The sequence below is a fragment of the Aeoliella straminimaris genome, from assembly GCF_024054565.1.
Taxonomy (GTDB): domain Bacteria; phylum Planctomycetota; class Planctomycetia; order Pirellulales; family Lacipirellulaceae; genus Aeoliella; species Aeoliella straminimaris.
This window is the reverse complement of record NZ_JAMXLR010000055.1, coordinates 207,115-228,262: the sequence shown is the minus strand read 5'-3', so window position 1 is coordinate 228,262 and position 21,148 is coordinate 207,115. Positions and strand designations below refer to the sequence as shown.

General features: G+C 60.3%; 19 protein-coding genes. 10 read left to right on the top strand and 9 right to left on the bottom strand.

The features are described from left to right. Positions 1-2: 2 nt before the first annotated feature. The 4 genes from NG895_RS16205 to NG895_RS16190 form a co-directional block, all read right to left on the bottom strand. Positions 3-1,700, bottom strand: a complete 1,698-nt coding sequence (locus NG895_RS16205; RefSeq protein WP_252853567.1) for a PQQ-dependent sugar dehydrogenase — start codon at positions 1,698-1,700, stop codon at positions 3-5. Positions 1,701-2,111: 411 nt separating this feature from the next. Further along, the gene (locus NG895_RS16200) at positions 2,112-2,594 is read right to left on the bottom strand and encodes a hypothetical protein (protein ID WP_252853566.1); all 483 of its coding nucleotides are present in this window, start codon (positions 2,592-2,594) and stop codon (positions 2,112-2,114) included. A 99-nt stretch (positions 2,595-2,693) separates the two neighbouring features. Further along, positions 2,694-2,957 carry a hypothetical protein gene (locus NG895_RS16195; RefSeq protein ID WP_252853565.1) on the bottom strand — a complete coding sequence of 88 codons (264 nt, stop codon included), beginning with the start codon at positions 2,955-2,957 and terminating at the stop codon, positions 2,694-2,696. Between the two features lie 94 nt (positions 2,958-3,051). Beyond that, positions 3,052-3,447, bottom strand: a complete 396-nt coding sequence (locus tag NG895_RS16190; protein WP_252853564.1) for a hypothetical protein — start codon at positions 3,445-3,447, stop codon at positions 3,052-3,054. Between the two features lie 652 nt (positions 3,448-4,099). Between NG895_RS16190 and NG895_RS16185 the strand changes: the two genes are divergently transcribed. Further along, positions 4,100-4,930, top strand: coding sequence for a hypothetical protein (locus tag NG895_RS16185; RefSeq protein WP_252853563.1), 831 nt, complete (start codon positions 4,100-4,102; stop codon positions 4,928-4,930). Between the two features lie 80 nt (positions 4,931-5,010). Here NG895_RS16185 and NG895_RS16180 read toward each other — a convergent pair whose 3' ends face one another. Beyond that, entirely contained in the window at positions 5,011-5,514 is a 504-nt protein-coding gene (locus tag NG895_RS16180; protein WP_252853562.1) for a GNAT family N-acetyltransferase, read from the bottom strand. A 78-nt stretch (positions 5,515-5,592) separates the two neighbouring features. Between NG895_RS16180 and NG895_RS16175 the strand changes: the two genes are divergently transcribed. The 3 genes from NG895_RS16175 (at position 5,593) to NG895_RS16165 (ending at position 8,444) form a co-directional block, all read left to right on the top strand. Continuing rightward, the gene (locus tag NG895_RS16175; RefSeq protein ID WP_252853561.1) at positions 5,593-6,219 is read left to right on the top strand and encodes an HAD family hydrolase; all 627 of its coding nucleotides are present in this window, start codon (positions 5,593-5,595) and stop codon (positions 6,217-6,219) included. A gap of 104 nt (positions 6,220-6,323) precedes the next feature. After that, complete coding sequence (gene waaF / locus NG895_RS16170) at positions 6,324-7,355, top strand: lipopolysaccharide heptosyltransferase II (protein WP_252853560.1); 1,032 nt, start codon at positions 6,324-6,326, stop codon at positions 7,353-7,355. Between the two features lie 21 nt (positions 7,356-7,376). Next, entirely contained in the window at positions 7,377-8,444 is a 1,068-nt protein-coding gene (locus NG895_RS16165; RefSeq protein ID WP_252853559.1) for a glycosyltransferase family 4 protein, read from the top strand. A 67-nt stretch (positions 8,445-8,511) separates the two neighbouring features. Here NG895_RS16165 and xylA read toward each other — a convergent pair whose 3' ends face one another. Beyond that, the gene (gene xylA / locus NG895_RS16160; RefSeq protein ID WP_252853558.1) at positions 8,512-9,822 is read right to left on the bottom strand and encodes a xylose isomerase; all 1,311 of its coding nucleotides are present in this window, start codon (positions 9,820-9,822) and stop codon (positions 8,512-8,514) included. Between the two features lie 221 nt (positions 9,823-10,043). Between xylA and NG895_RS16155 the strand changes: the two genes are divergently transcribed. The 6 genes from NG895_RS16155 (at position 10,044) to NG895_RS16130 (ending at position 18,757) form a co-directional block, all read left to right on the top strand. Then, positions 10,044-11,198 carry a peptidylprolyl isomerase gene (locus NG895_RS16155; RefSeq protein ID WP_252853557.1) on the top strand — a complete coding sequence of 385 codons (1,155 nt, stop codon included), beginning with the start codon at positions 10,044-10,046 and terminating at the stop codon, positions 11,196-11,198. 493 nt (positions 11,199-11,691) lie between these two features. After that, positions 11,692-12,693: a diacylglycerol/lipid kinase family protein gene (locus NG895_RS16150; protein ID WP_252853556.1), complete on the top strand. Its 1,002-nt coding sequence runs from the start codon at positions 11,692-11,694 to the stop codon at positions 12,691-12,693. 111 nt (positions 12,694-12,804) lie between these two features. Further along, a complete protein-coding gene (gene kdsA / locus NG895_RS16145) occupies positions 12,805-13,635 on the top strand; it encodes a 3-deoxy-8-phosphooctulonate synthase (protein WP_252853555.1) in 831 nt (276 codons plus the stop codon). Positions 13,636-13,671: 36 nt separating this feature from the next. Then, entirely contained in the window at positions 13,672-15,963 is a 2,292-nt protein-coding gene (locus NG895_RS16140; RefSeq protein ID WP_252853554.1) for a transglutaminase-like domain-containing protein, read from the top strand. A 24-nt stretch (positions 15,964-15,987) separates the two neighbouring features. Further along, positions 15,988-16,932, top strand: coding sequence for a bile acid:sodium symporter family protein (locus NG895_RS16135; RefSeq protein ID WP_252853553.1), 945 nt, complete (start codon positions 15,988-15,990; stop codon positions 16,930-16,932). 472 nt (positions 16,933-17,404) lie between these two features. Continuing rightward, positions 17,405-18,757: a sigma-54-dependent transcriptional regulator gene (locus NG895_RS16130; protein WP_252853552.1), complete on the top strand. Its 1,353-nt coding sequence runs from the start codon at positions 17,405-17,407 to the stop codon at positions 18,755-18,757. A 175-nt stretch (positions 18,758-18,932) separates the two neighbouring features. On the opposite strand, the gene NG895_RS16125 is transcribed toward NG895_RS16130, so the two are convergent. The 3 genes from NG895_RS16125 to NG895_RS16115 all read right to left on the bottom strand — a co-directional run bounded on the left by NG895_RS16125 (position 18,933) and on the right by NG895_RS16115 (position 21,086). Beyond that, the gene (locus NG895_RS16125; protein WP_252853551.1) at positions 18,933-19,391 is read right to left on the bottom strand and encodes an Hsp20/alpha crystallin family protein; all 459 of its coding nucleotides are present in this window, start codon (positions 19,389-19,391) and stop codon (positions 18,933-18,935) included. A gap of 88 nt (positions 19,392-19,479) precedes the next feature. Then, positions 19,480-19,716 carry a BON domain-containing protein gene (locus tag NG895_RS16120; RefSeq protein ID WP_252853550.1) on the bottom strand — a complete coding sequence of 79 codons (237 nt, stop codon included), beginning with the start codon at positions 19,714-19,716 and terminating at the stop codon, positions 19,480-19,482. Between the two features lie 236 nt (positions 19,717-19,952). Continuing rightward, positions 19,953-21,086, bottom strand: coding sequence for a two-component system sensor histidine kinase NtrB (locus NG895_RS16115; protein ID WP_252853549.1), 1,134 nt, complete (start codon positions 21,084-21,086; stop codon positions 19,953-19,955). Between the last annotated feature and the right edge of the window lie 62 nt (positions 21,087-21,148).

The window sequence follows — 21,148 nt, the reverse complement described above, 5'->3', positions numbered from 1 at the left end:
CGTCAGCTGCACCGGTAGCAGAGCAGCATCAGTGACATCACGCCGAGCAGTTGAACCAGCGACCCCGCTTCCGGCACACTCGCAGCGGTGGCCAACGGCGGCTGCGACTTGCCAAAGTTGGCCTTCCAAGTGTCGTACTGGTCTGGGCCAATCACGCCGCCGTCCAGGTCGTTCGGCAAAGTTCCGGCGGCGGCCCCGAGGTGGTTCCGCCAAACCGTATAGTCGGCGATGTCGACGGTGCCGTCGCTGTTGTAATCGCCTGCCAGCACGAAATCGAGCCGATAGATGTTGCCACCCAGTCCGCCAACGTCGTAACCGTTGTCGACAATCAACAGGTTCCCTTGTTCGTCTTCGGCAAAACTCACCACGCTCACGTAGTTACCATCTTGCGGCGCCAAAGCATCGTTCAACAGCACCAAGGTATCGCTCGGGTTGTTGGGGTCGAACGAGTCGATGTCGTCCAGATCGATCCCCCAGATGTTGCGCGACACCGAGTCGGCAAAGATGTACATGCCTTGGAACTCCTCGACCGGCCCGCGATAGACGATACCACCGGCCACGGAGTTGCCTTGGAAATCGCCATTGCCATGCCGATAGGCGAGGATGGGATTGACGTTGTCGGCCGGTGCGCGGCCACCCACGTTTGGGCCCGTCGGCGTAGCGACAAAGCCCTCGCGCAAACGCCAGCCGTAGTTGCGATCGTCGCTGGGACCGATGTCGCCGGCGATGCGGTCGATCTCTTCCCAAGTGCCCTGCCCTACGTCGCCGATATACATGTCGCCCGTCGCCGTATCAAAGCTGGCACGCCAAGGGTTGCGGAAACCATAGGCCCAAATCTCATCGAGTCCGTCCGCATCGACGAACGGATTGTCGGCGGGAATGGCGTAGTTGCGATCCGGGTCGGCGGCGAAGTCGTCACCGTCGATATCGATTCGCACAATGGACCCGAGCAGGTGATCTTTGTCCTGAGCGTAGTCGTAGGCGTCGTGCTGATTGCCACCGTCGCCCAGCGTGACATACAGATAGTTGTTGCCTTGGGCGGACTCCAGGGGGTTGAAGCCAATCCAACTACCATTGTGATTGAACGCGGGCTGATCGACTTCAAAGATCGTCTTGCTGAACGTGGCTCCGGCGGCAATGTCGCTGGGATCGGCCGTGTATTCACGCACCGCCAGCTTGAACGGCGGCGTACGTGGATCGCGGGGCAGCAAGCTCGGGGCGGGACCAGGGTAATTCACTGCCACGCTGACATAGAACTTGCCGTTGGTCGCAAAGTCGGGATGAAAGGCCGTGGAAAACAGCCCCACCTCGGGCACCGCCACTCCTTCGAAGAGGCTCGTGTCGCCGATAGCCAGAAACGGAGTGTTGAAGTCGACGCTGCCTGTGTTGCGATCGAGCAGCACGATCCGGCCATCGGCCTTGGTGATGTCGTCGCCATCGGAACCGTCGGACCCCACGCCGCCCAACTGCGACACAAAGAAGTAATCGCTATTTCCGGGGGCTACGTCCACATCGACCGGCAGGTGCAGCGCCGTGTTCACCACGTGCGGCATCGAGCCTGGGTTGAAGTTCGGCGATAAACGCGTAACGGTGTACGCGGCCATGGCGCCGGCCGCAGAGCCCCACAGGGCTACGGCCACCGCCAGGGCGGCTGACCAGGAGGTTGCACGGTGAAGTGGAAGGGTGGTGCCTGAAGTCATGAAGTGGAGATTCCCCTGTTGAACGTTCGTACGCGTTGCCGGTGTCGGGTTGTATGGGATGAGCTTTCGGTGTTTGTAGGGAGTCTGTCTGTAGGGTGATCGCATGATGGTCGTGAAAAGCTGTCGTGCGTGCTGTCCTGGGAAATCGAGCGGGAACCAGGCAAGCAGTAGGGACGCGGTCGCGGGCGTGGCGGACACAAGCGTTATGAAGGCACGACGAAAGCCTTTGACAAAGATCGATGAAAGGAGGATGAGACGTGGTAATCCGCCCAATGAATGGGCCGATTACCGCACCGCATTGACAGTAAGCCCAGCCATGGCCAATGTCAAGTTAATGGTGAGTTAACATCGACGCGCAAGCACAATGCGACGAATGGAGCGCGGCAAAAGAACACCGACTCGTTCGCGGTGTTACGCATCATTGCGAAAGTGTTGAGCCAAGTTTTGCAAATCGGGCTCCAGCAGCTCGCGTTCCGAAGGTTCGGCGATCTGCGTTAGGCAAGCCTCAGCTTCGCGCAAGTGCGCGCGGAAACTGGTTTCGTCCGACAACACCAGGGCGGCCCGCGCCACCGCTTCGTGACCATAGCCGATGTAGAAGCTCGAACTCTCGGCGGCCAATTCCAGCGACCGCAGGCCGTGCCGCATGGACGCCTCCCCCTGCCCTGCCAAGGCGAGCGTGCGGGAAAGCAACCAGTGACCAATCGAGAGATTTTCATCCGTGCAATCGGGCCGCTGCGTCCAATGCCACAAGGAGGCCGCCGCCGTGAGCACCATCGCGTCGTCTTCTGCGGGTGTGCGATCGGCGTTCTCGATCTGCGCCCAGGTACGATTGAAGCAACTCGCCGAAAAATAGCGGTGAGCTTGAACGAGATCGAAAGGTGGAGAGTCGGACATGGGGGGCTCGCAGCAACCAGGAGATGAAGCGAAGTGAGTAGGAAACGAGGCGCGTCGAAGGACCACTCTTGCAGGCCCTCTGCATCTGCTGGCAATGGCTTACATCACCCATGCCACGATGAACAGTACGAGCGCTTGAGCGTACAAGAATGTCTTAACGTGGCGACGTAGCGTCCCGTCTTCTTTGCAGATCATGTTACGAAATGGATCACTCTTACCCAGAGCCCAGAAACTGTCGGGCCCCGCATTGTTGGCTTTGGGGTCGATGCACCAAATTCCAAAGGCGTAGGCTACAGCAACGAGCGATAGTATGACCCGGCTCTCCAGCATCGCTATGTCCTCGGCCCAAAACCATCTCCACATGGGGCAACCATCAGCAAGGCGGAGTGTACCCTGATCTCACGAGCTCGACAATTCGTGTCGCGACAACGCTTTTGCGAAGTGCATTCGCCTCGCCTCACTTCGCAAGTTGTGCCTCCCACCAGTCTGGCAACTGGGGGTTGATCGATTGCCAAAGTACTCCGTGATAGGACGCTTTGCTCAACTCTAATCCGATCACTGCGATCGTGGCTGGCAGGGTTAGAGCGAAAACCAGCGGCCAACTCGGCACGGCAAACAGCGTACAGCACAGTACAAGCGTCACAAACACGGCCGACCAACCGAGTTCCAGCGGCCGGGCCACGCGAAACACGTTGCAGAACAGAAAGAAGTGGGCGACAACGAACGCCACGCCGAGCCCGAGCCACAGCGAAATCTGCATGCTCAGATAGGCTACCGCCACGCTGCCGAGTACTAGAACCGCGACATCGATGGCCGAGAGTCGGAAGCCAGGTTTAAATTTTCGGTTGGTCAAGGCGATCTGTCCGTCATTCGGGCAATGTGCCGGAGGTAGTGAAGGCCGAGTTCATTCTACCCGGGAGAAGTGGCCGGATTCGCAAGAGATCGGGTGAGCGACCAGGATGTCCGAATTCTTGCGAATCCGGCTACCATTGCGTGCTTCGATATCCACCTTTTACATCAACAGTCGTAGATATTTTACACGCCTTGCGGGAGAATGGATTTGCCGATGCTTGGGGCTCGGGAGTTGGTTTCCGGCGGCAAGTTGCCAGCGGGGCGCGGAGGGCCCTGCCCTGCCCCGCCCGGACTCCCAGTGACCTCGACCCGTTTGGCTCAACGGCTTTTTGGGTCCTTGGTTTTGGGCCAATAGGTTTTGGGCCCATGGAGTCGACATGCGGAGAACAACGCGATGGGTTTTGGCTGGGGGTGTTCGAAAGGATCGGAAAAACAAGGGTGTTTTTGACACAGGGGTGACCAAAACCGGGGAGTTTTGGGCCCATGAATTGTTTTGTCCCCCGATGGGGACAAAATCCTGGGGGACAAAACTCCTGCGGCCGGTCCGATCACTTGGGCTTGCGCTGTCAGTTGGGCTTACGCTGCTTTCGCTGTTTCGCTAACCTCTCGCGGTGGTTTACCGAAGGTGGCTAGGAACTTCGCAAAGATTGGACATGCTCGGTCGGATCTACGAGACAATTCGCGAGCGGCTGCACGTACCTCCCAGCCTGGTGGTGCTGTTGGTGGTGCTGGTGCTGCTGTACGACGTGGGCGGAGCGCTCGCGGCTGTATGGCAGATGGTCATGATGCTGCTGGCGACGCTCATCGGCGGGGGCGATCACGACGTCGTGGCCAGCGTGCTGTGGCGGACGTTGCCACTGGCCATCGCCGCGGCCGGCGTGACCTTCGCCCTGCTGAACCGCTGGCTCGATCCGCAAAGCATCAACTCGTACATCGTCATGGCGATGATCGTGCTAGCCGGTGCGATTGTGGGCAACGCGGCCTACGAGCGGTTTGGCTCGCGCACCGTGGTGCTGGCCGTGCAACCTGCCAGCGAGGCCAACGAACCGATGCCGATTGGACTGCCACGTTCAAAACTGCAGCCGGTCGGAAGCCAGCGACCCGGGGCGACGCTTGGCGAGTTGTCGCAACCGCAGCCAACCACGAACTCGGCAACAGTGTCGGTGGAGCAGACGGCCTGGCAACGATTGACGTCGATCCGTTGGTTTGCCAAGCCCGACCTCTCGCGACCGCCACAACCGGTTCAGCCGCTGAAGGTGATTCCCAAGGGTCCTGGCATCTATGGTGGCGTGGGCGGGGCAATCAACCAACTGCTCGGCTACCTGGTAGACTACGAACCGCGGCTGTTCGTTGCGTCGATTCTGGTGGGGGGCTTCGCCGGTTGGCGACTTCAGCGGCGCGTCGCGGTGGCCCACGCCGTGGTTGCTGGCAACCTGACCGAACTGTCGACGCACGAACGCAAGAAACTAAAGCAGGCGGCGTAGCGAGACGTCTGCACTCGAACCACTCAGCGGCGGTCGCTTGGGGGCCGGCGATGGTCTGGCATGCTGCAGCTTACTGCCTGCTACTCGGCATTCACCATCCACTGCATGAAGACGACATCGTGGTAGCGATCGAACTTGCGGGCGATTTCCTGCATCCGGCCCACTTCGCGATAGCCTTGCTTGCCGTGAGCAGCAATGCTGGCCTGCTGCTTGCTATCGATCACGGCGATGATCGAATGCAGGCCAAGGTCCGTGGCACGCTGCTGTTGGTCGCGGAGGATCATCGATCCCAGGCCGCGACGCATGTGGTCGAGATGCACGTACACCGAATTTTCCACCGTGGTCCGGTAACCTGCCAACAGGCGAAAGAACCCGAGCGCACCCCAGGCGACGACTTGTCCCTGGTCTTCGATAACCGTCACGGGGTGGATTTCCGCGCGGCTGGTAAACCAGTTGCGGCGCGTCTCGAGCGACATCGGCTCCAGCGCGTAAGTACTCGACGTGTTGAGCACGTAATGATTATGAATGTCGTTAATGGCCGCCAAATCGGCCTCGGTGGCCAGACGTAACAGGGGAGTGCTCATTGTCGCCGCAACGGATATCGTAAGAGAAAGACAGCCCCCCATTGTAACCAGCCGCGACCCAAAGCCCATCCCGCCCACATGAAACCGCAATTCCTGTACTTCGACCTCGGCAACGTGCTGCTGACCTTCTCCAACGAGCGTGCCTGCGAGCAAATGGCCGCGGTCGCCGGGGTGTCATACGAGGACGTGGCCCAACTGGTGATCGGTCCCCACGAACGCGAGAGCCTGTTGTGGCGGTTCGAGCATGGGCTGGTGAGCGAGGACGAGTTTTTCGAGCGGTTTTGCCGCGAACTGAACGTGGAGCCCGATCGCCGCGAATTGGAAGTGGCCGCGGCCGACATGTTCGCCCCCATCGAGTCGAGCTTTGCGCTGGTGCAAGACCTGAAGGCGGCCGGGCATCGGCTCGGCATCCTGTCGAACACGAATCCCGTGCATTGGCGCTTCCTGACCGATGGCAGATTCCCAGTGCTGTGCGACGTCTTCGAGCAGAATGTGACGAGCTTCGACGCCCGCAGCATGAAACCGGACCGGAAGGTCTACGACTTTGCCGTGCAAAAGTGTGGGGTGCCGGCCGAGGGGGTGTTCTTTGTCGACGATCGCATCGAGAACGTCGAAGGGGCCATCACCGCGGGGCTGAACGCCGTGCAGTACACCGATCACGACCAACTGGAGGTCGATTTGAAGCAACGCGGAATCGAATGGTGAGCAAGCGGTGCTAGCATCGTGTCGCTGCTGTTGCCCGCGGGCGGGAGAGCAACTATCATCCCCTCCCCGATAACCTCTGGCGCAACATTCTGAGGAACGACGCGATGCGACTGGCAGTGTTCTTGCCCAACTGGATTGGCGACGTTGTGATGGCTACGCCCGCGCTGCGAGCGTTGAAGAAGATGGTGGGCGAGCAAGGCGATTTGATTGGCGTCATGCGGCCCTACGTTTCGGAAGTGCTGGCCGGGTCGCCCTGGTTGGACGAGGAAATCCTGTATTCGCCGAAGGTCAAATCGGGCGACCGCCGCCAAAGCGGCGCCATTGCCAAGCTGCGTGCGGCTCGCGTCGACATGGCCGTATTGCTGACCAACTCGCTGCGTACCGGCTGGATGGCCTGGCGGAGTGGTGCTGCCAAACGAGTCGGGACGGCCCGCGACCTGCGTCGACTGCTAATGAATGTTCGGGTGGACACCGGAGCCGCCGCGACGATCGATGCCTACTTGAAGGTGGCCTACGCCGCGGGCTGTGGTATCGAATCTCCCCACCTGGAGTTGGGCACCACCAGCGAAGACGAAACAGCGGCCGATGCCGTGTGGAAGGCCCTCGACCTGCCGAACGACAACCGGGTGGTCGTGATGAATTCGGGCGGAGCATACGGTGCGGCCAAGCACTGGCCCGCCGAGCACTTTGCCGCGGTGGCCCGGCGGCTGGCTCACGAAGAGAACCTGCATGTGCTGGTGAACTGCGGACCGGCCGAGCGAGACATCGCTCGTGCTATCGTCCGCCGCGCCGACGACCGCCGAGTGGTGAGTTTGGCAGAGTTCGACGTGCCCCTGGGTTTGACCAAGGCGTGTATTCGGCGGTCGCGGTTGCTGCTCACCACGGACAGCGGCCCACGGTTCTTCGGCATTGCCTTTGGCAAGCCAGTGATTTCACTGTTCGGACCGACCTCGCCAGAACACACCCAAACACACTACAATCTGGAAACGTCATTGACGCTGGCGCTCGACTGCCAACCCTGTGTAAAGCGAACCTGCCCACTGGGACACCACGCTTGCATGCGGGATCTGTCGGTTGGGCAAGTGTACGGAGAGGTGATTCACGGTTTGCGAAGGTCCCAATCGGCAGCTGCGTAGCCGAGCTAACAGCAAGTATCCATGCGCATCCTGACTATTGGCGCCAAGTCGACCATCAACAACGCCTTAGCCGCTTGCGGCAACGTCGAGGTGTGGAGCATGTCGATGGGGGCCGATCAGCCCGCCGAGCCGGTGAACTGCTTGCCTTACAAGCGCAAAGGCAAGATTCATTGGGAGCCGATTTGCCAGGTCCGCGAAGCGATCCGGCAAGCGCGGCCCGATGTCATTCATGCGTTTTATCCCCGGCCGCTAGCCCACGCTGTGCTGGCCACCCAATCGTTGGGTCGTCGGGTGCCGATTGTTTCGTTCCGCGGAGTGACCTCGCAGATTAAGCGGTGGAGCCCTGACCAGTGGATCACGTACCTGTCGCCCAGGGTCACGGCCCATGCCTGCGAGTCCGGCGCCGTGCGCGACTCGCTTGTGGCCGCGGGAGTGCCAAGTGAGCGATGCCACGTGGTCTATAACTGTTTGGGCGGGGTTGGCACCGTGCCGCTCTCGCGCGATCTGGCACGCCGTGAACTCGATCTGGCCGACGACGCCCTGGTGGTGAAGATGGTAGCCAACATGCGGCCGGTAAAGGGCGCCGATGTGCTGCTTAAGGCCGCGATGGAGTGCAGCGACCTGCCCAACATCAAGTTCGTACTGATGGGGCGGGTGCTCGATTCCAAGATCGAGCAACTGGCAAGCGATCCACGACTGCAGGGACGCGTAAACCTGACGGGGTTCCAGCCCCGGGCCGCGCGGCTGCTGGCGGCGGCCGACGTGTTCGTCATGCCCTCCAGGGCCGAAGCACTGTGTGTTGCCGTGCTCGAAGCAATGACCGCCGGGGTCTGTCCCGTGGTGAGCGATGCGGGTGGGTTGAAGGAAGCCGTGCGCGCCGGGCAGGACGGCATTGTCTTTCCCAATGGGGATGTCGGCGCTTTGGCCGAGGTCCTGCGGCTACTGCACGCCGATCGAACGTTGCTCGCACGCTACGGAGCCAGCGCCCAGGACCGGGCTTTGAGACAGTTTTCCAGCGATGCGGTCGCTGCCAGGTTGCTGCAAATCTACCAACAGATGTGTGGCGGCAGGCAACCAATGGCTGCGTAAAGGCCTCACCCTGGCCGCTTCGGCCGTGAACCTGGTGTGGACTTGCGTCTTGGATGGCGAGAGAGAGTTACAGATATTCGTTGATGAGGTTCTCGATCATTTCCTGACGACCACTGGTGTTGGCGGCCGCCTCGCCTTTCTCGAGCATCAGTTTCTCGAGGCTGGCAAAGTTGTGCTTGCCGGCCTCGATGTCGGCACCTAAATCATCCGACCAGCTGGCATACCGCTGGTCGACGATCGACTGCAGGCGTCCTTCGGCACGAATTGCTGCGGCGATTTTCAGACCCCGGGCAAAGGCATCCATACCGCCGACGTGGGCGTAGAACAAGTCGATCGGTTCGAAGCTCTCGCGGCGCACCTTGGCGTCGAAGTTCACGCCGCCGGTTTTGAGACCGCCGTACTTCAGGATGGCATGCATGCACTGCGTGGTGAGGTAGATGTCGGTAGGGAACTGATCGGTATCCCAGCCCAGCAGCAAATCGCCGGTGTTGGCGTCGATCGACCCAAGCGCTCCTACTGAGCCGGTGACCTCGAGCTCATGCTGCATGGTGTGACCGGCGAGCGTAGCGTGATTGGTCTCGAGGTTCAGCTTGAAGTGATCCATCAGGTCGTACTGCCGGAGGAAGTTCAGGCAGGCCGCCGCATCGCTATCGTACTGGTGCTTGGTCGGTTCCTTGGGCTTTGGCTCGATGTAGAACTGCCCGGTGAAGCCAATCTCCTTGGCATAGTCGACCGCCATGTGCAGGAATCTTCCCAGATGATCGAGCTCGCGTTTGAGGTCCGTGTTCCACAGGCACTGGTACCCCTCGCGACCGCCCCAGAAGGTGTACCCTTCGCCACCCAGTTCGAGCGTCAATTCCATGGCCTTCTTCACCTGCGCCGCGGCGTAGGCGTACACCTCGGCATTGCAGCTCGTGGCGGCACCATGCATGTAACGCCGATTGCCGAACAGGTTTGCTGTGCCCCATAGCAGTTTGACGCCCGATCGCTGCTGTTCCTCCTTCAGCACCTTGGCGACTGCGTCCAGGTTCTTGTTGCTTTCGCCGAGCGTGGCCCCTTCGGGAGCGATATCACGATCGTGGAATGCATAGTACGGCGCGCCGAGCTTTTCGAAGAACTCAAACGCCACTCGGGCACGGTTCTGGGCGTTCTCGACCGACTCGCTGCCATCGTCCCATGGCCGCACGGCGGTTCCCACGCCGAACGGGTCGCTCAACGGGTTTCGCAGCGTGTGCCAGTACACGACGCTGAATCGCAGATGGTCCCGCATCGTGCGGCCTTCGATTACCTCATCGGCGTCGTAGTAGCGGAATGCGAGAGGATTGCGGCTGTCCGGTCCCTCGAAACGAATGGCGTCGATCTCTGGAAAAGCTGGCATAATCAATACATTCAGAAGGTCTGAGGAAGAGTTAGGTCAGCCGCCCTGCGGCTTTTTCACCGTGCTGCCCATTGTAGCGGCAGTGAACGGGCAGTGGGAGCGACCCGTTCGTGGACAGATTTGTCCTCTGCAAGTAGGCTAAATGGTTGGAACCAGAGACTGGCGCTGCACGCGATGCGCGCTAACAACTACTCTCTACGCAATCCGCGAGCGTCGCAGGCATGAAGTTACCTACTTTCTCACCGGGCCATTACAGCCTGTTTATGCTGCTGTTGGTTGTCACTCAGGCCGCCACGGCCAACGAAGTGACCAATCGTGTCCGAGTTTACTGGCCAGGAGGCGCGTTCGAGATCGACCTGTTCGGCGAAGACTCGCCACGGCACGTTGCCAATTTCCTGCAATACGTTGATGACGGAACGTACGACTACACCTACACTCATCGTTCCGCGTCGGGCTCGTCACGATTCCTCCAGGGAGGCGCCTTCTACTACTTCACGCCCTTCTCGCCGAGCACAATGCACTATTACCAGGTGCCAGCGAACCATGGAACGATCAAGAACGAATTCGACGCCAGCAACGGCCTGAGCAACACCTCCGGCACCCTGGCGGCGGCGCGAACATCCGATCTCGATTCGGCTGCCGCGGGCTGGTTTATCAACGTGACCGACAACTCCGCGGGTTTTGACCCAGGACCCTATACTGTTTACGGCGAGGTCAGCAGTGGTTGGGACCTGTTGAGTAGCTTAGTGAACTATCCAATGGTGCAGGACGTATTTACCTCCTACTCCTCCGGCGTGAGTACGGCCCCCGTGGTTAACTTTGGCACCACCGAAGATCCCGATTTTCGCCCGCCTGCTTTCTACAAGTGGGTTCGGGCACCGTTAGTGACCGGTGATTTCAATCTTGATGGCGTCGTCGACTCGGCCGACGAAGCAGTCTGGGAAGCCAGTCAGGGTGATCTCACAACTGGCAATCTCACCGCCGACGCCAACGGCGATTGGGTGGTCGATGACCTCGATCTGGCCATCCTGTACCAACACCTGGGCGAGGGAGAAGTTCAAGACCTGCCAGGTGATTTCAACGGAAATGGCATCGTCAACGACGCGGACTACCTGTGGTGGAAGACTCAGTTCGGATCGACGACTTCGCTGGATGCCGATGGCAATGGCGATGGCATGGTAGATCTGGCAGACTACGCCGTGTGGCGAAACAATTTGGGGGCCACGACTCCGGGATCTGTGGGAGCGGTGGCCGGAACTAGTGTCCCTGAACCCGCCACGGGCCTGATGGCCATGGGGGCACTAATTGCTTTGTTTGGCCACCGCGCAAAAAAAAGCGGGCCTCGAATGAGCCGGACACACGCCAAGCTGGCATGACGGTCAGGGGCAAGTCAACCGTCGTACCACATTTCATTCGAGGCCCCGCGGGCCAGCGATTCTGGGGCTGCCAAACTCCGGCGGACCGGAGCCAGCAACCGACCCTCTATACGGCAGCTAGCGTGCCAGGAATACCAGAAAGCGCCGATCGGTCTCGTCTGTTGTGATCGCAAAGTGTTGCTCCGTATGAAGTTAGTGTGAGACAGCGGCTCTTTTTCAGACGGTCTTATCCGCAGCAAACCGACGGGCCGAAGGGGGGTTCTGAGGCGTTCTGATTGGAGCAATTTGCCGCAAAGTGTAGGCAACCGATACACTGTGCCGATGGCCAGCCATGAGTTGCGAAGGTGAGTTTCAAAACGAGACTGGCGCGATGCAACTTGTTTAACAACAAGCACTTGGGCACAATGGACTGTTCACGACGGCGAACTCAGCAATGTTTTGGTGCACTGGGCCTCCGCGAGGCCGAATCCCAACTTGAGAACTCACCGACTGCATGAATATCGAATCGACGGCCGACTCGACCACCGACCAGCCACGGATGGTCCGCCCCCTCGACCAAGGGGCGCGGCAGGTCCTGATGTTGGTGAATCGAAAGGCGGGGGCCGGACGTGGTCAAGCCATTGTTGGACGCGCTGTGGAGACGCTCGCCAACCACGGGTTGAGCGTGCAACAAGTCTCCGAGATCGACCAACTGCACGATGCTACACTCGAACTAATGCAGGCGGGTGAACTGCGAGGAGTCGTCTCTGCGGGAGGTGACGGAACCATCTGTGCAGCGCTCAATTCGACACCGCCCGGCACTCCACTGGCCGTATTGCCGCTGGGTACCGAAAACCTGTTGGCCCGCTACCTCACGCACCGACGCACGCCCGAATCCGTTGCCGAGTTGCTGACCGAAGGGGTCGTAGTGCCGATGGACGCGGCCACCGCCGGAGACCAGCTATTCACCACCGTTCTTAGCGCAGGGCTCGACGCCGAGGTGGTGCGACAGGTACACGAGAACCGCCGAGGCAACATCACCCACCTGGCCTACGTCGCTCCGGTATTGCAGACCATTGCCGGTTATCGCTACCCGAAGGTTCGTATTACGTCGCTCGATTCCACAGGCGAACCGTTTACGGCCACCGGTTGCTGGTCGTTCATGCTGAATCTGCCACGCTACGCGATGAACCTGCCCATCGCTCCCCATGCCGTGGGCACCGATGGCCTGCTGGATGCCTGTGTACTGGAACGTGGTTCGTTGGGGACCGGCATGTGGTACGTGCTCAACATGCTGTGCCGGCGGCACCATGCGCTTTCCAGCGTGCACACTGCCCGACGCAGTAAGTTCCTGATCGAGAGCGCCGACGGTCAGCCGGTGTCGTACCAGATCGATGGCGACCCCGGCGGGATGCTGCCGGTGGAGGTCACTTCCCTGCCTGGTCGCATGTCGCTGGTAGTCAGCCGGAAGGTTGCCAGGAATCTTGGATTTGAGGTAAGTGCCGAGCGGGATTGATGCTACCCGGACCGTCGGTCATTATGGTCGAAATGCGGCAGATATACGCGTTGCCGCCGCGATGTATCCCCCGATTTGCCCACTCCCCTGCTCTCCGTCCCCCAAATTGCTGTGCCCAACAACCCTGCTCAGATTGGCTCGTTTCGTTGTGGTCCCGGGGAACGGTTGCTGGTAATCGCCGGCCCCTGCGTGCTGGAAACAGCGGACGCAGCGCTTGAGATTGCCGAGCGGTTGGCCACGATGGCCGAGGCGACCGGCGTCCAATTGATCTTCAAAGCCTCGTTCGACAAGGCCAACCGCACCAGCATCGACTCGTACCGCGGTCCAGGGCTGGAAGAGGGACTGCGGATGCTTGAGCAGGTGCGCACCGCCACAGGGCTGATGACCACCACCGACATCCATGAGCCCTCGCAAGCCGAGCCGGTGAGTCAGGTGTGCGATTTACTGCAAATTCCTGCCTTTTTGGTGCGTCAAACCGACCTGTTGGTGGCCGCAGCGCGAACCGGCAAGGCAGTTAATGCGAAGAAAGGGCAGTTTCTCGCCCCGGCCGACATGCGGCACGTGGTGGGCAAACTGGCCGCCAGCGGGTGCGAGAACATACTGCTGTGCGAACGAGGCACCTTTTTTGGTTACGGCCGCCTGGTCAACGATATGCAGTCCATTCCGCTGATGAAAGAACTCGGACCACCTGTGGTGTTCGATGCGACGCACAGCGTGCAGCAACCAGGCGGTCTGGGCGGCAAGACGGGCGGAAATCGGGCGATGGTCGAGCCGCTGGCCCGGGCGGCCATGGCGCTGGGATGCGACGGGCTGTTTTGCGAAACGCACCCCGATCCTGATAGCTCGCCCAGCGATGGCCCGAACATGGTGCCGCTGGACGATTTGCCCGCAATGATAGAGCGATTGCTCGCCATCCGCGAAACGGTTGGCCGCTTTTCCTGAGCCGAACACGAATCCCTCAACGAGACGATGCCTCTCATGCCGAATCGCCACCGCAACGCGATGCTTCTGACCTTGCCGCTGCTCATGCTGCCAGTGGTGCTCGCTGTTGCTGTGGGTACGACTGGCTGCGGTAATGATACCCGCAAGACGACCGCTGGGGGCCGCGTCGGAAAGTCGGCGGCCAGCAATCAGAAAAGCCAGACCTTGCTTACTACGGCGGCCAATCAGTTGGCGGACTTGCCTAACCAGTCGATCACCGAACTAAAGCCTCCCTCCGTCATTCTGGATGCCAGTCAAAGCAGCGACGGCAAAGACGTCGAGGCGGAACTCACCCTGCTTCCCGGGGCCGAGCGGCCTGTATACGTTCTGAGGGTGCCTGAGCGGAACGGGCGTTTCTCGGAAGTCGGCATTCGGCCGGGTGACCTGGTGAAGTGGTACGCCGACCGGCAATCGGAGTTGGAAAACGAATTTCGCGCAGGGAGCGGAGGTCTTACGCCCGAGCAGCTTCGCCAGATCATGCAGCTGCCCGAGGAGGAACGCGAGAAGGTAGACATTGAGATTGATCGAGAGTTGAACACCATCGAGGGCGATATAGTCTCGGTAAGCGTGTTCGAAGTGCCCGTGGCGCAGGTGGTCGACTCCAACACGCTGATGGTCGATTTCTCCGTACTAAGCGAGGAACAGCAAATTCGCCTGCCTTTCGATACGCTGTTCAAGCCGGGCGAAGACACCACGTTTCGTCTGGAGGTCATTCGCTACCGCGATTCGCGGCTTGAAGACCTGGTTGACGACCTCCGAAAGTATGCGGCTCGCGGTGCACCGCTGTTAGGGTGGGAGCCAAGTCCCGACCAGCAGGGCGTCGAGCAGATCGTCGAACGCCTGAATCAATGGCTGCGTCAGACCGCTGCCACGGTCGAGTGGCAGCCGACGTCGTTGTTGGAAAAGTTGCCGCAGTCGCTTCGCGACGATGAAGAACTTCAGCTCCTGGCCAGCGAAAAGGCGCTAGATCGCAACGCCTTCTCGCTGCCCACCGAGGAACAACGCGTCATCCAGGCCCAAGGCTACGAGGGACGCTTGCTCCAGGAAGCTAGCTGGGCACGCGACATCAGCAATCGCGTGACCGAAGGAGAGCAGGACGATGTCCGTCGCATCGACCGCATCTTCGATTGGGTAGTTCGCAACGTGCAACTTGACGAACCCAACAGCTCGCTGCCGACCTATCGACCTTGGCAGTCGCTGATGCACGGGCACGCCACCGCCGAAGGCCGGGCGTGGGTATTTGCCCAGCTTTGCCGTCAGCAGGACGTGCCCGTGGTGGTGGTTCGTGCGGGGGGCGAGGACGGGCCCCTGTGGTGTGGCGCGCTGATCGATGGCCAAGTCCGTTTGTACGATCCGCAGCTAGGGCTCGCAATTCAGAATGCTGAAGGCAACACGGCCAGTCTGGCCGAAGTGATCGAAGATCCCACGCTGCTGGCCACGCTCGACTTGGACGACGCGCCTTATCTGCCAGAGGGCACGGAACTCGACTCGCTGGAAGCTCACATCGTGGCGGGGCCCTTCGCTCTGTCGCGTCGCGCGGCACTGTTGGAGTTTCGACTGGCGGGCGAAGATTCGCTGCTGCTGCATGTCGACGCCGACAAGCTCGCCAAATTGCTTGAGGAGGTGCCCGGCATTTCGGAGGTTTCGTTGTGGGACTATCCCTTCGAGACCATCGCCCTCCAACTACACGGCCCCGAAGGAATGGCTTCGTCCGACGTAAGGCGAATTCGTGTGCTTGCCGCGCGAGAGTTCGAGCCGTTTGTGCACAAACCACTATTGTGGAAGGCTCGGTTGCTGGCGTTTCGGGGAAGTTCCGGGCAGTTGATCGATGCCAGCCGCGGCAATCTGGAGACCTCCATGCACGATTTGCGAGATGCGGGGCGGGCGTACACCAGCGAGCGGGTGCGACCCACCGACGACAAGATCGAAGCCCTGAAAGCGGATGATGCTCGTCGAGCATGGGAAGGAGCCAAGGCGAATGCTACTTACTGGCAAGGTCTCCTGTCCTATGAACGGGGCGACTATCAGGTTTCCAGCAACTGGCTCGAGAAGTCGGCCGCTTTGGCCAAGGAGAAGGTGGATAGCTCCAACGACGACGCGGCGGCCGCCTGGGGCAAGTGGCACGACGGGGCGATCTACAACCGTGCCCGGGCACTCGAGGCAATGGGCCAAATTGACCAGGCCCGTGAGTTGCTTGAGTCGAGTGAGGGCCCCCAAGCCGTAGGGAACCGCCTGCGAGCCAGGCGTTTGGCGACCCAGACTCAGGAAGATGCTGCCGAAAGCGAGTAGGCCCTGCACGAGCCCGAGCACTGCATGAATAAGATTCTCCAGCGACATTGGTTTCTCGTGCTGTTGCTGGCAGTGCTCCTAACGGGCATGACGCTCAGTTCGCACCTGCATGGTCCGCTCTCGCAGTTTCCTCGCGAAGTCGTGGTAGCGATCGTCATGTTCATCACGGCGCTGCCGATGTCGTTTGGTCAGTTGACCGCCGCAGCACGCAACGTACGGGCGGTGGGACTGGCACTGGTACTGAGCATTCTCGTGGCGCCGCCCCTGGCCTGGGGGATTGGGCACTTGTTACCCACCGATCTCAGCGTGGGGCTGTTGATCGCTGCTTGCGTACCGTGCACGTTGGCTTCGGCTGCTGTATGGACCCGCCGTGGGGGAGGCAACGATGCCATCGCCCTGTTTGTCACGTTGGTCACGAATCTCGCGTGCTTCCTCGTCCTGCCCGGTTGGCTATGGGTGATGTTGGGGCAAAAGGTCAAACTCGATGCTTGGGACTTGTCGCAGCGATTACTGCTGCTGGTGGTGGTGCCTGTGATAGTCGCTCAAGTACTACGCCGGTCGACGACCGTATTGGAGTTCGCCGCGAGCAGCAAAACCCAGCTGAGTCTGGCGGCGCAGGTGGGAGTTCTATCCATGGTGCTGTTCGGGGCCGTAAGCGCTGGCGAGACACTGGCGAGCGTCGACTCCTCGTCGGTCCCATCCTACATCTGGTGGTGGCTAGTGCTGTTGGTGCTCGTCATGCATCTGATGCTGTTTGCCTTGGGATGGTTCGGTAGTCGGGCACTGGGGCTGAAATACGCCGACCAGCTCCCAGTGGCGATCGCGGGGAGCCAGAAGACGCTGATGATCGGACTGGATGTGGCCCTATTGTTCAGCGGACTCGCTGTGCTGCCCATGGTGGCCTATCACATCGTGCAGTTGGTGGTCGATACGCTATTGGTGGATCGGCTGAAGAGCCGGGCTGAGTGACCTCACGGCTGCCCGCAGCACCGACAATAGGGAGTATTGCACGCCGCGCAGTGAGAAACTGGTTGGCAACGCGGGCGGCCGCCGAAAATACAGTGTCCGCAACCGGCACAAACGGGCAACCCAGCGTCGACCACCGCCAGGCAGCCGGGGCATTGGATGAAGTCGGACTGGGAGACATAAGGCCATCGCTTCGATGGGCCAACGGCGCCCGCCAACACTCCGCGTTCAACAGGTAGTGTCGACGCAACTTGTGTCGCTGCGGGTGGTAACGAATTAGACTATCTTGGGTGGGCGAGAACGCACACCATTGCCCCGTGCTGACCAAACCGCACACTGGCCGTGCCCGCTTTCGCCCGTTTTGTGCGGAATATAGCATAATTTCGCTGTTGGCACTTAACTTGCGTTGATGGCACTCGCTTTCAATTGGCTCCTTCTCTGATCCGGACGAAACTGAGACTTGAAGTACACGGTTATGGCAGACCACAAATTAGACTTGTTGCTGGTGGACGACGACGCAGAGCTGCGCGACGCCATGCAGGCTTACTTCTCCTCTTTAGGGCATCGAGTGGCGGCTGCCGATTGCGGCGAGTCGGCCCTCGGCACCCTGGCCAGCCACAGCTTCACCGTGGCAGTGGTCGATATGGTGATGCCTGGCATGTCGGGGCTCGATCTGCTGGCCAGAATGAAAGAGGAGACGCCCGAGACCGAGGTGATCCTGCTTACAGGCCAGGGCACCATCGAACGAGCCGTCGAGGCAATGAAGCTGGGTGCCTACGACTTCCTCACCAAGCCAGTGCGGATGAAGCAACTGGAGACGGTGGTGGGCAAGGCTGGCGAGTCGGCCAAGATTCGCAAAGAGAACACGCAGCTTCGCGCCCTGGTCGATCGCGGAACTCCCAAGCACAAGATGATTGGCAACTCGCCTGCCATGCAGGAGGTCTTCCGCCTGGTCGAGCGGGCTGGTCCCAGCGAGAAGCCAATTCTCATCCAGGGCGAAAGCGGTACGGGCAAGGAGTTGGTTGCCCGCGCCCTGCATGACGCCAGTTGCCGGTCCGACAAGCCGATGGTGGTGATCAACTGCGCGGCCCTGCCCGAACCGCTGCTGGAGAGCGAACTCTTCGGTCACGAGAAGGGGGCATTCACCGGCGCGGCAGCCTCGAAGCCCGGTTTGTTCGAAGTGGCTGACGGAGGTACGCTGTTCATTGACGAAATTGGCGAACTGGCCCCTGCCCTGCAGCCCAAGCTGCTGCGAGTGCTGGAGGATGGCTCGATGCGGCGAGTGGGTAGCCTGAAAGAGCGTCGGGTCGACGTGCGGATGATCGCCGCGACGAATCGCGACCTGAACGCCGAAGTGGAAGCCAGGCGGTTCCGCGAAGACTTGTTCTACCGCATCAACATCATGACCATCATGTTGCCACCGCTGCGAGCACGCACCACCGACGACGTGCTGTTGTTGGCTGACCATTTCGCTGGCGGCGGATGGGAGTTCGATTCTGAGTGCCGCGAGGCAATTGCCCACTATTCCTGGCCTGGCAATGTGCGTCAGCTGATCAATGCCATCGAGCGGGCGAAGATCCTCTCCGACGACGAAGTGCTGCGTAAGGAGAATCTCCCGCCTGAGGTGCTGGGAAATGTGAACACGACGGGGGCGGCGATTGTCGCGCCGGAGATCGATCTGGCGGCATTGACTCGCGCCCGCGTGGTACAGGCATTACAACACGAAGGTGGCAACAAACTGCGGGCAGCCAAGTCGTTGGGAGTAAGCCGCCGCAGCCTGTATCGATTAATCGAAAAGTACCACATCGATCCTAGCGAAGTCAGCTAGGTGCAATCAATTAGGGGCGGTTGGGCAAGTGCCCGGCACCGGTCTGGGAACCGCCAGTGCGATCATTTGCCTGGTGCCTCGAACGAAACAGGGCGCGGGGCCCAGGAGTTGCGTGCCTCCGTGGGCCCGGTGCGCCACTTCCGCCTTCTCATTCCGCCTGATTGATTCGGCGGCATCAGCCTTTGACGTTGATTTTTTTCCCTTTGGCTGCCTCGGGCTTCGGCAGGGTGATGTGCAGCACGCCGTCATGATATTCGGCGGCCACTTCGTCCTCTTCTACCGGCGAAGGCAACGAGACCGTGCGGCTGAACGAGCCAAATTTTCGTTCCATGTAGTGGGTCTTTTTGCCTTTCTCCTCCTTCTCCGCCCTGCGGTGACCGCTCACAGTGAGCATGTTGCCGTTAAGTTGAATCTCGATCTCCTCGGCCTTCAGGCCAGGAAGATCAACCTTCACTTCCATGGCGGATTCCGTTTCCTCAATGTCCAGCGAGGGAATGTGTCGTCCGCCAAACCAGGCTTCCTGCCCCTCTTCCCAGAGCTTCGAGAGCATGTGTTCCATCTCGTCGTACAGACTCTTGCCGCCGTTCCATCGGGTGGGTGGACCTTTCGTTCCACGGGTGGTTAGTCCGGCCATTTGATCTCCTCCTTTCCTCATTCGAGCAATCGACCGAAGACATTAGTGGGCCAAGGCTCGAGTTGGCAAGGAGCGTATCACGCAAGCATCACTCCTGAACCCAGTCGCGCGGCTTGGCATGCACTTCAATCTCGTTATTCACCTTCTCGACCCCTGCTGCACGGCTGGCCGTCTCCTGCGCGAGTTGCTTGAGATAGAAAGTGGGCACCTCGCCTCGCAGTACGACCATGTTGGCATCGATTTGACAACTTACGCCACTGAGGCCCGGATGGACCGCATCGCCCAGCAGCGATGATAGTGATGTGATGGCTGTTTGTGATTGCATCTTTGGCACACCATGCCTTGTGTCGGATGAAGGTGGAATCATGACATTGTCCTCCGTGAATCTAACTCTCGGGTCACGCCCTGGAGTTTTCATTCGTACAGAGAAGCAATTCACGTGCCGCGCACGGAAGTGCGTGTTCCCGCTCAGTAATAAAAGGGGGAAATTGCAAGGGGGGCTCAGTGTGCAGCGCGCATCGTGGCGCGCGGGTGCGCGAGAAGGCACAGCGGCCAGGCGAGCTAGTCGGATTGCACGGGTTTTTCAGCCCGCGGCGGCTCGACAGGCAGCACCAGTTCCAGGGCCGCCCCACCCAACGGTGAGACTTCCACCGCGATGGTGCCACCGTGGGCTTCGACTATCCGGCGGGCGATAGCCATACCCAGTCCGGTGCCCTTGGCCTTCGTGGTGTAGAAAGGCTCGAATATCCTTTCCCGTTGCTCGACATCCATGCCCGGTCCATTATCGGCCACAACCACCCTGACGGCCGTGTTTCCCTCGAGCTGTGCGGGATAGCCCGAGACGCGTATCTTCACCGGGTCGTCGCAGGCAGCCAGGGCATTCTCGAATAAGTTACGGAACACCTGTCCCAGACGGAATCGATCGGCGTGGCACTTGAGCAATTCGTCGTCGGTCTCCTCGGCAAATTCCACGTCGCGATCCGAACGCTGGAATCCCACGGCGCTCCAGGCCTCGCGCCAAATGGTGACCAGCGACGAGCGTTTGCGCTCCAAGTGCAAAGGAGCTGCGTAATTGCGCAATTCTTCCAGCAGGGCGTTTAGGGCATCGTTGGCGCGTTCGATGGCGTCTAGCTGCGTGGCCAGTGGGTCGTTGCCTTCGCCGTGCAGGCGGGCGACTTCCACGGCAATCTGGATCCGCTGCAGGGCGTTGCGACTCTCATGGGCCAATCGTGTCATCGCCTCGCCCAGTACGGCGAGTCGTTCTGATTGCACCAGCCGTCGCTCGGCCTCTTTCTGCTCGGTGAGGTCGTGGACAATGCCGGTAAACAGGCGTCCCCGCTCGAGTTTGATTTCGCTTACCGACAGCTGAATCGGGAATTGCCGGCCGCTTTTGTGCAGTCCGACGGCCTCGCGGCCGATGCCGATGATCTTGCGATGGCCGGTGGCAAGGTAGGAATTCAGGTAGCCATCGTGCTCGGAGCTGTACGGCTCGGGCATCAACATCGAGATGTTCTGGCCAACGACTTCGTGGGCCGAGTAGCCAAACATCCGCTCGGCCGCTGGATTGATCGACTCGCACCGCCCCCGCTCGTCGATGGTAATGATACCCTCGACCGCCGTTTCGAGAATTGCCTTCAGGCGGGCTTCTCCCTCGCGGGGAACTACAGAATGTGGAGTTTGCGGTCGATCCGCCATAGACATTCGATCGGGTGTGCGTGATATGTATCTGGGAACCAATAGTGTGCCAATTGGTACAC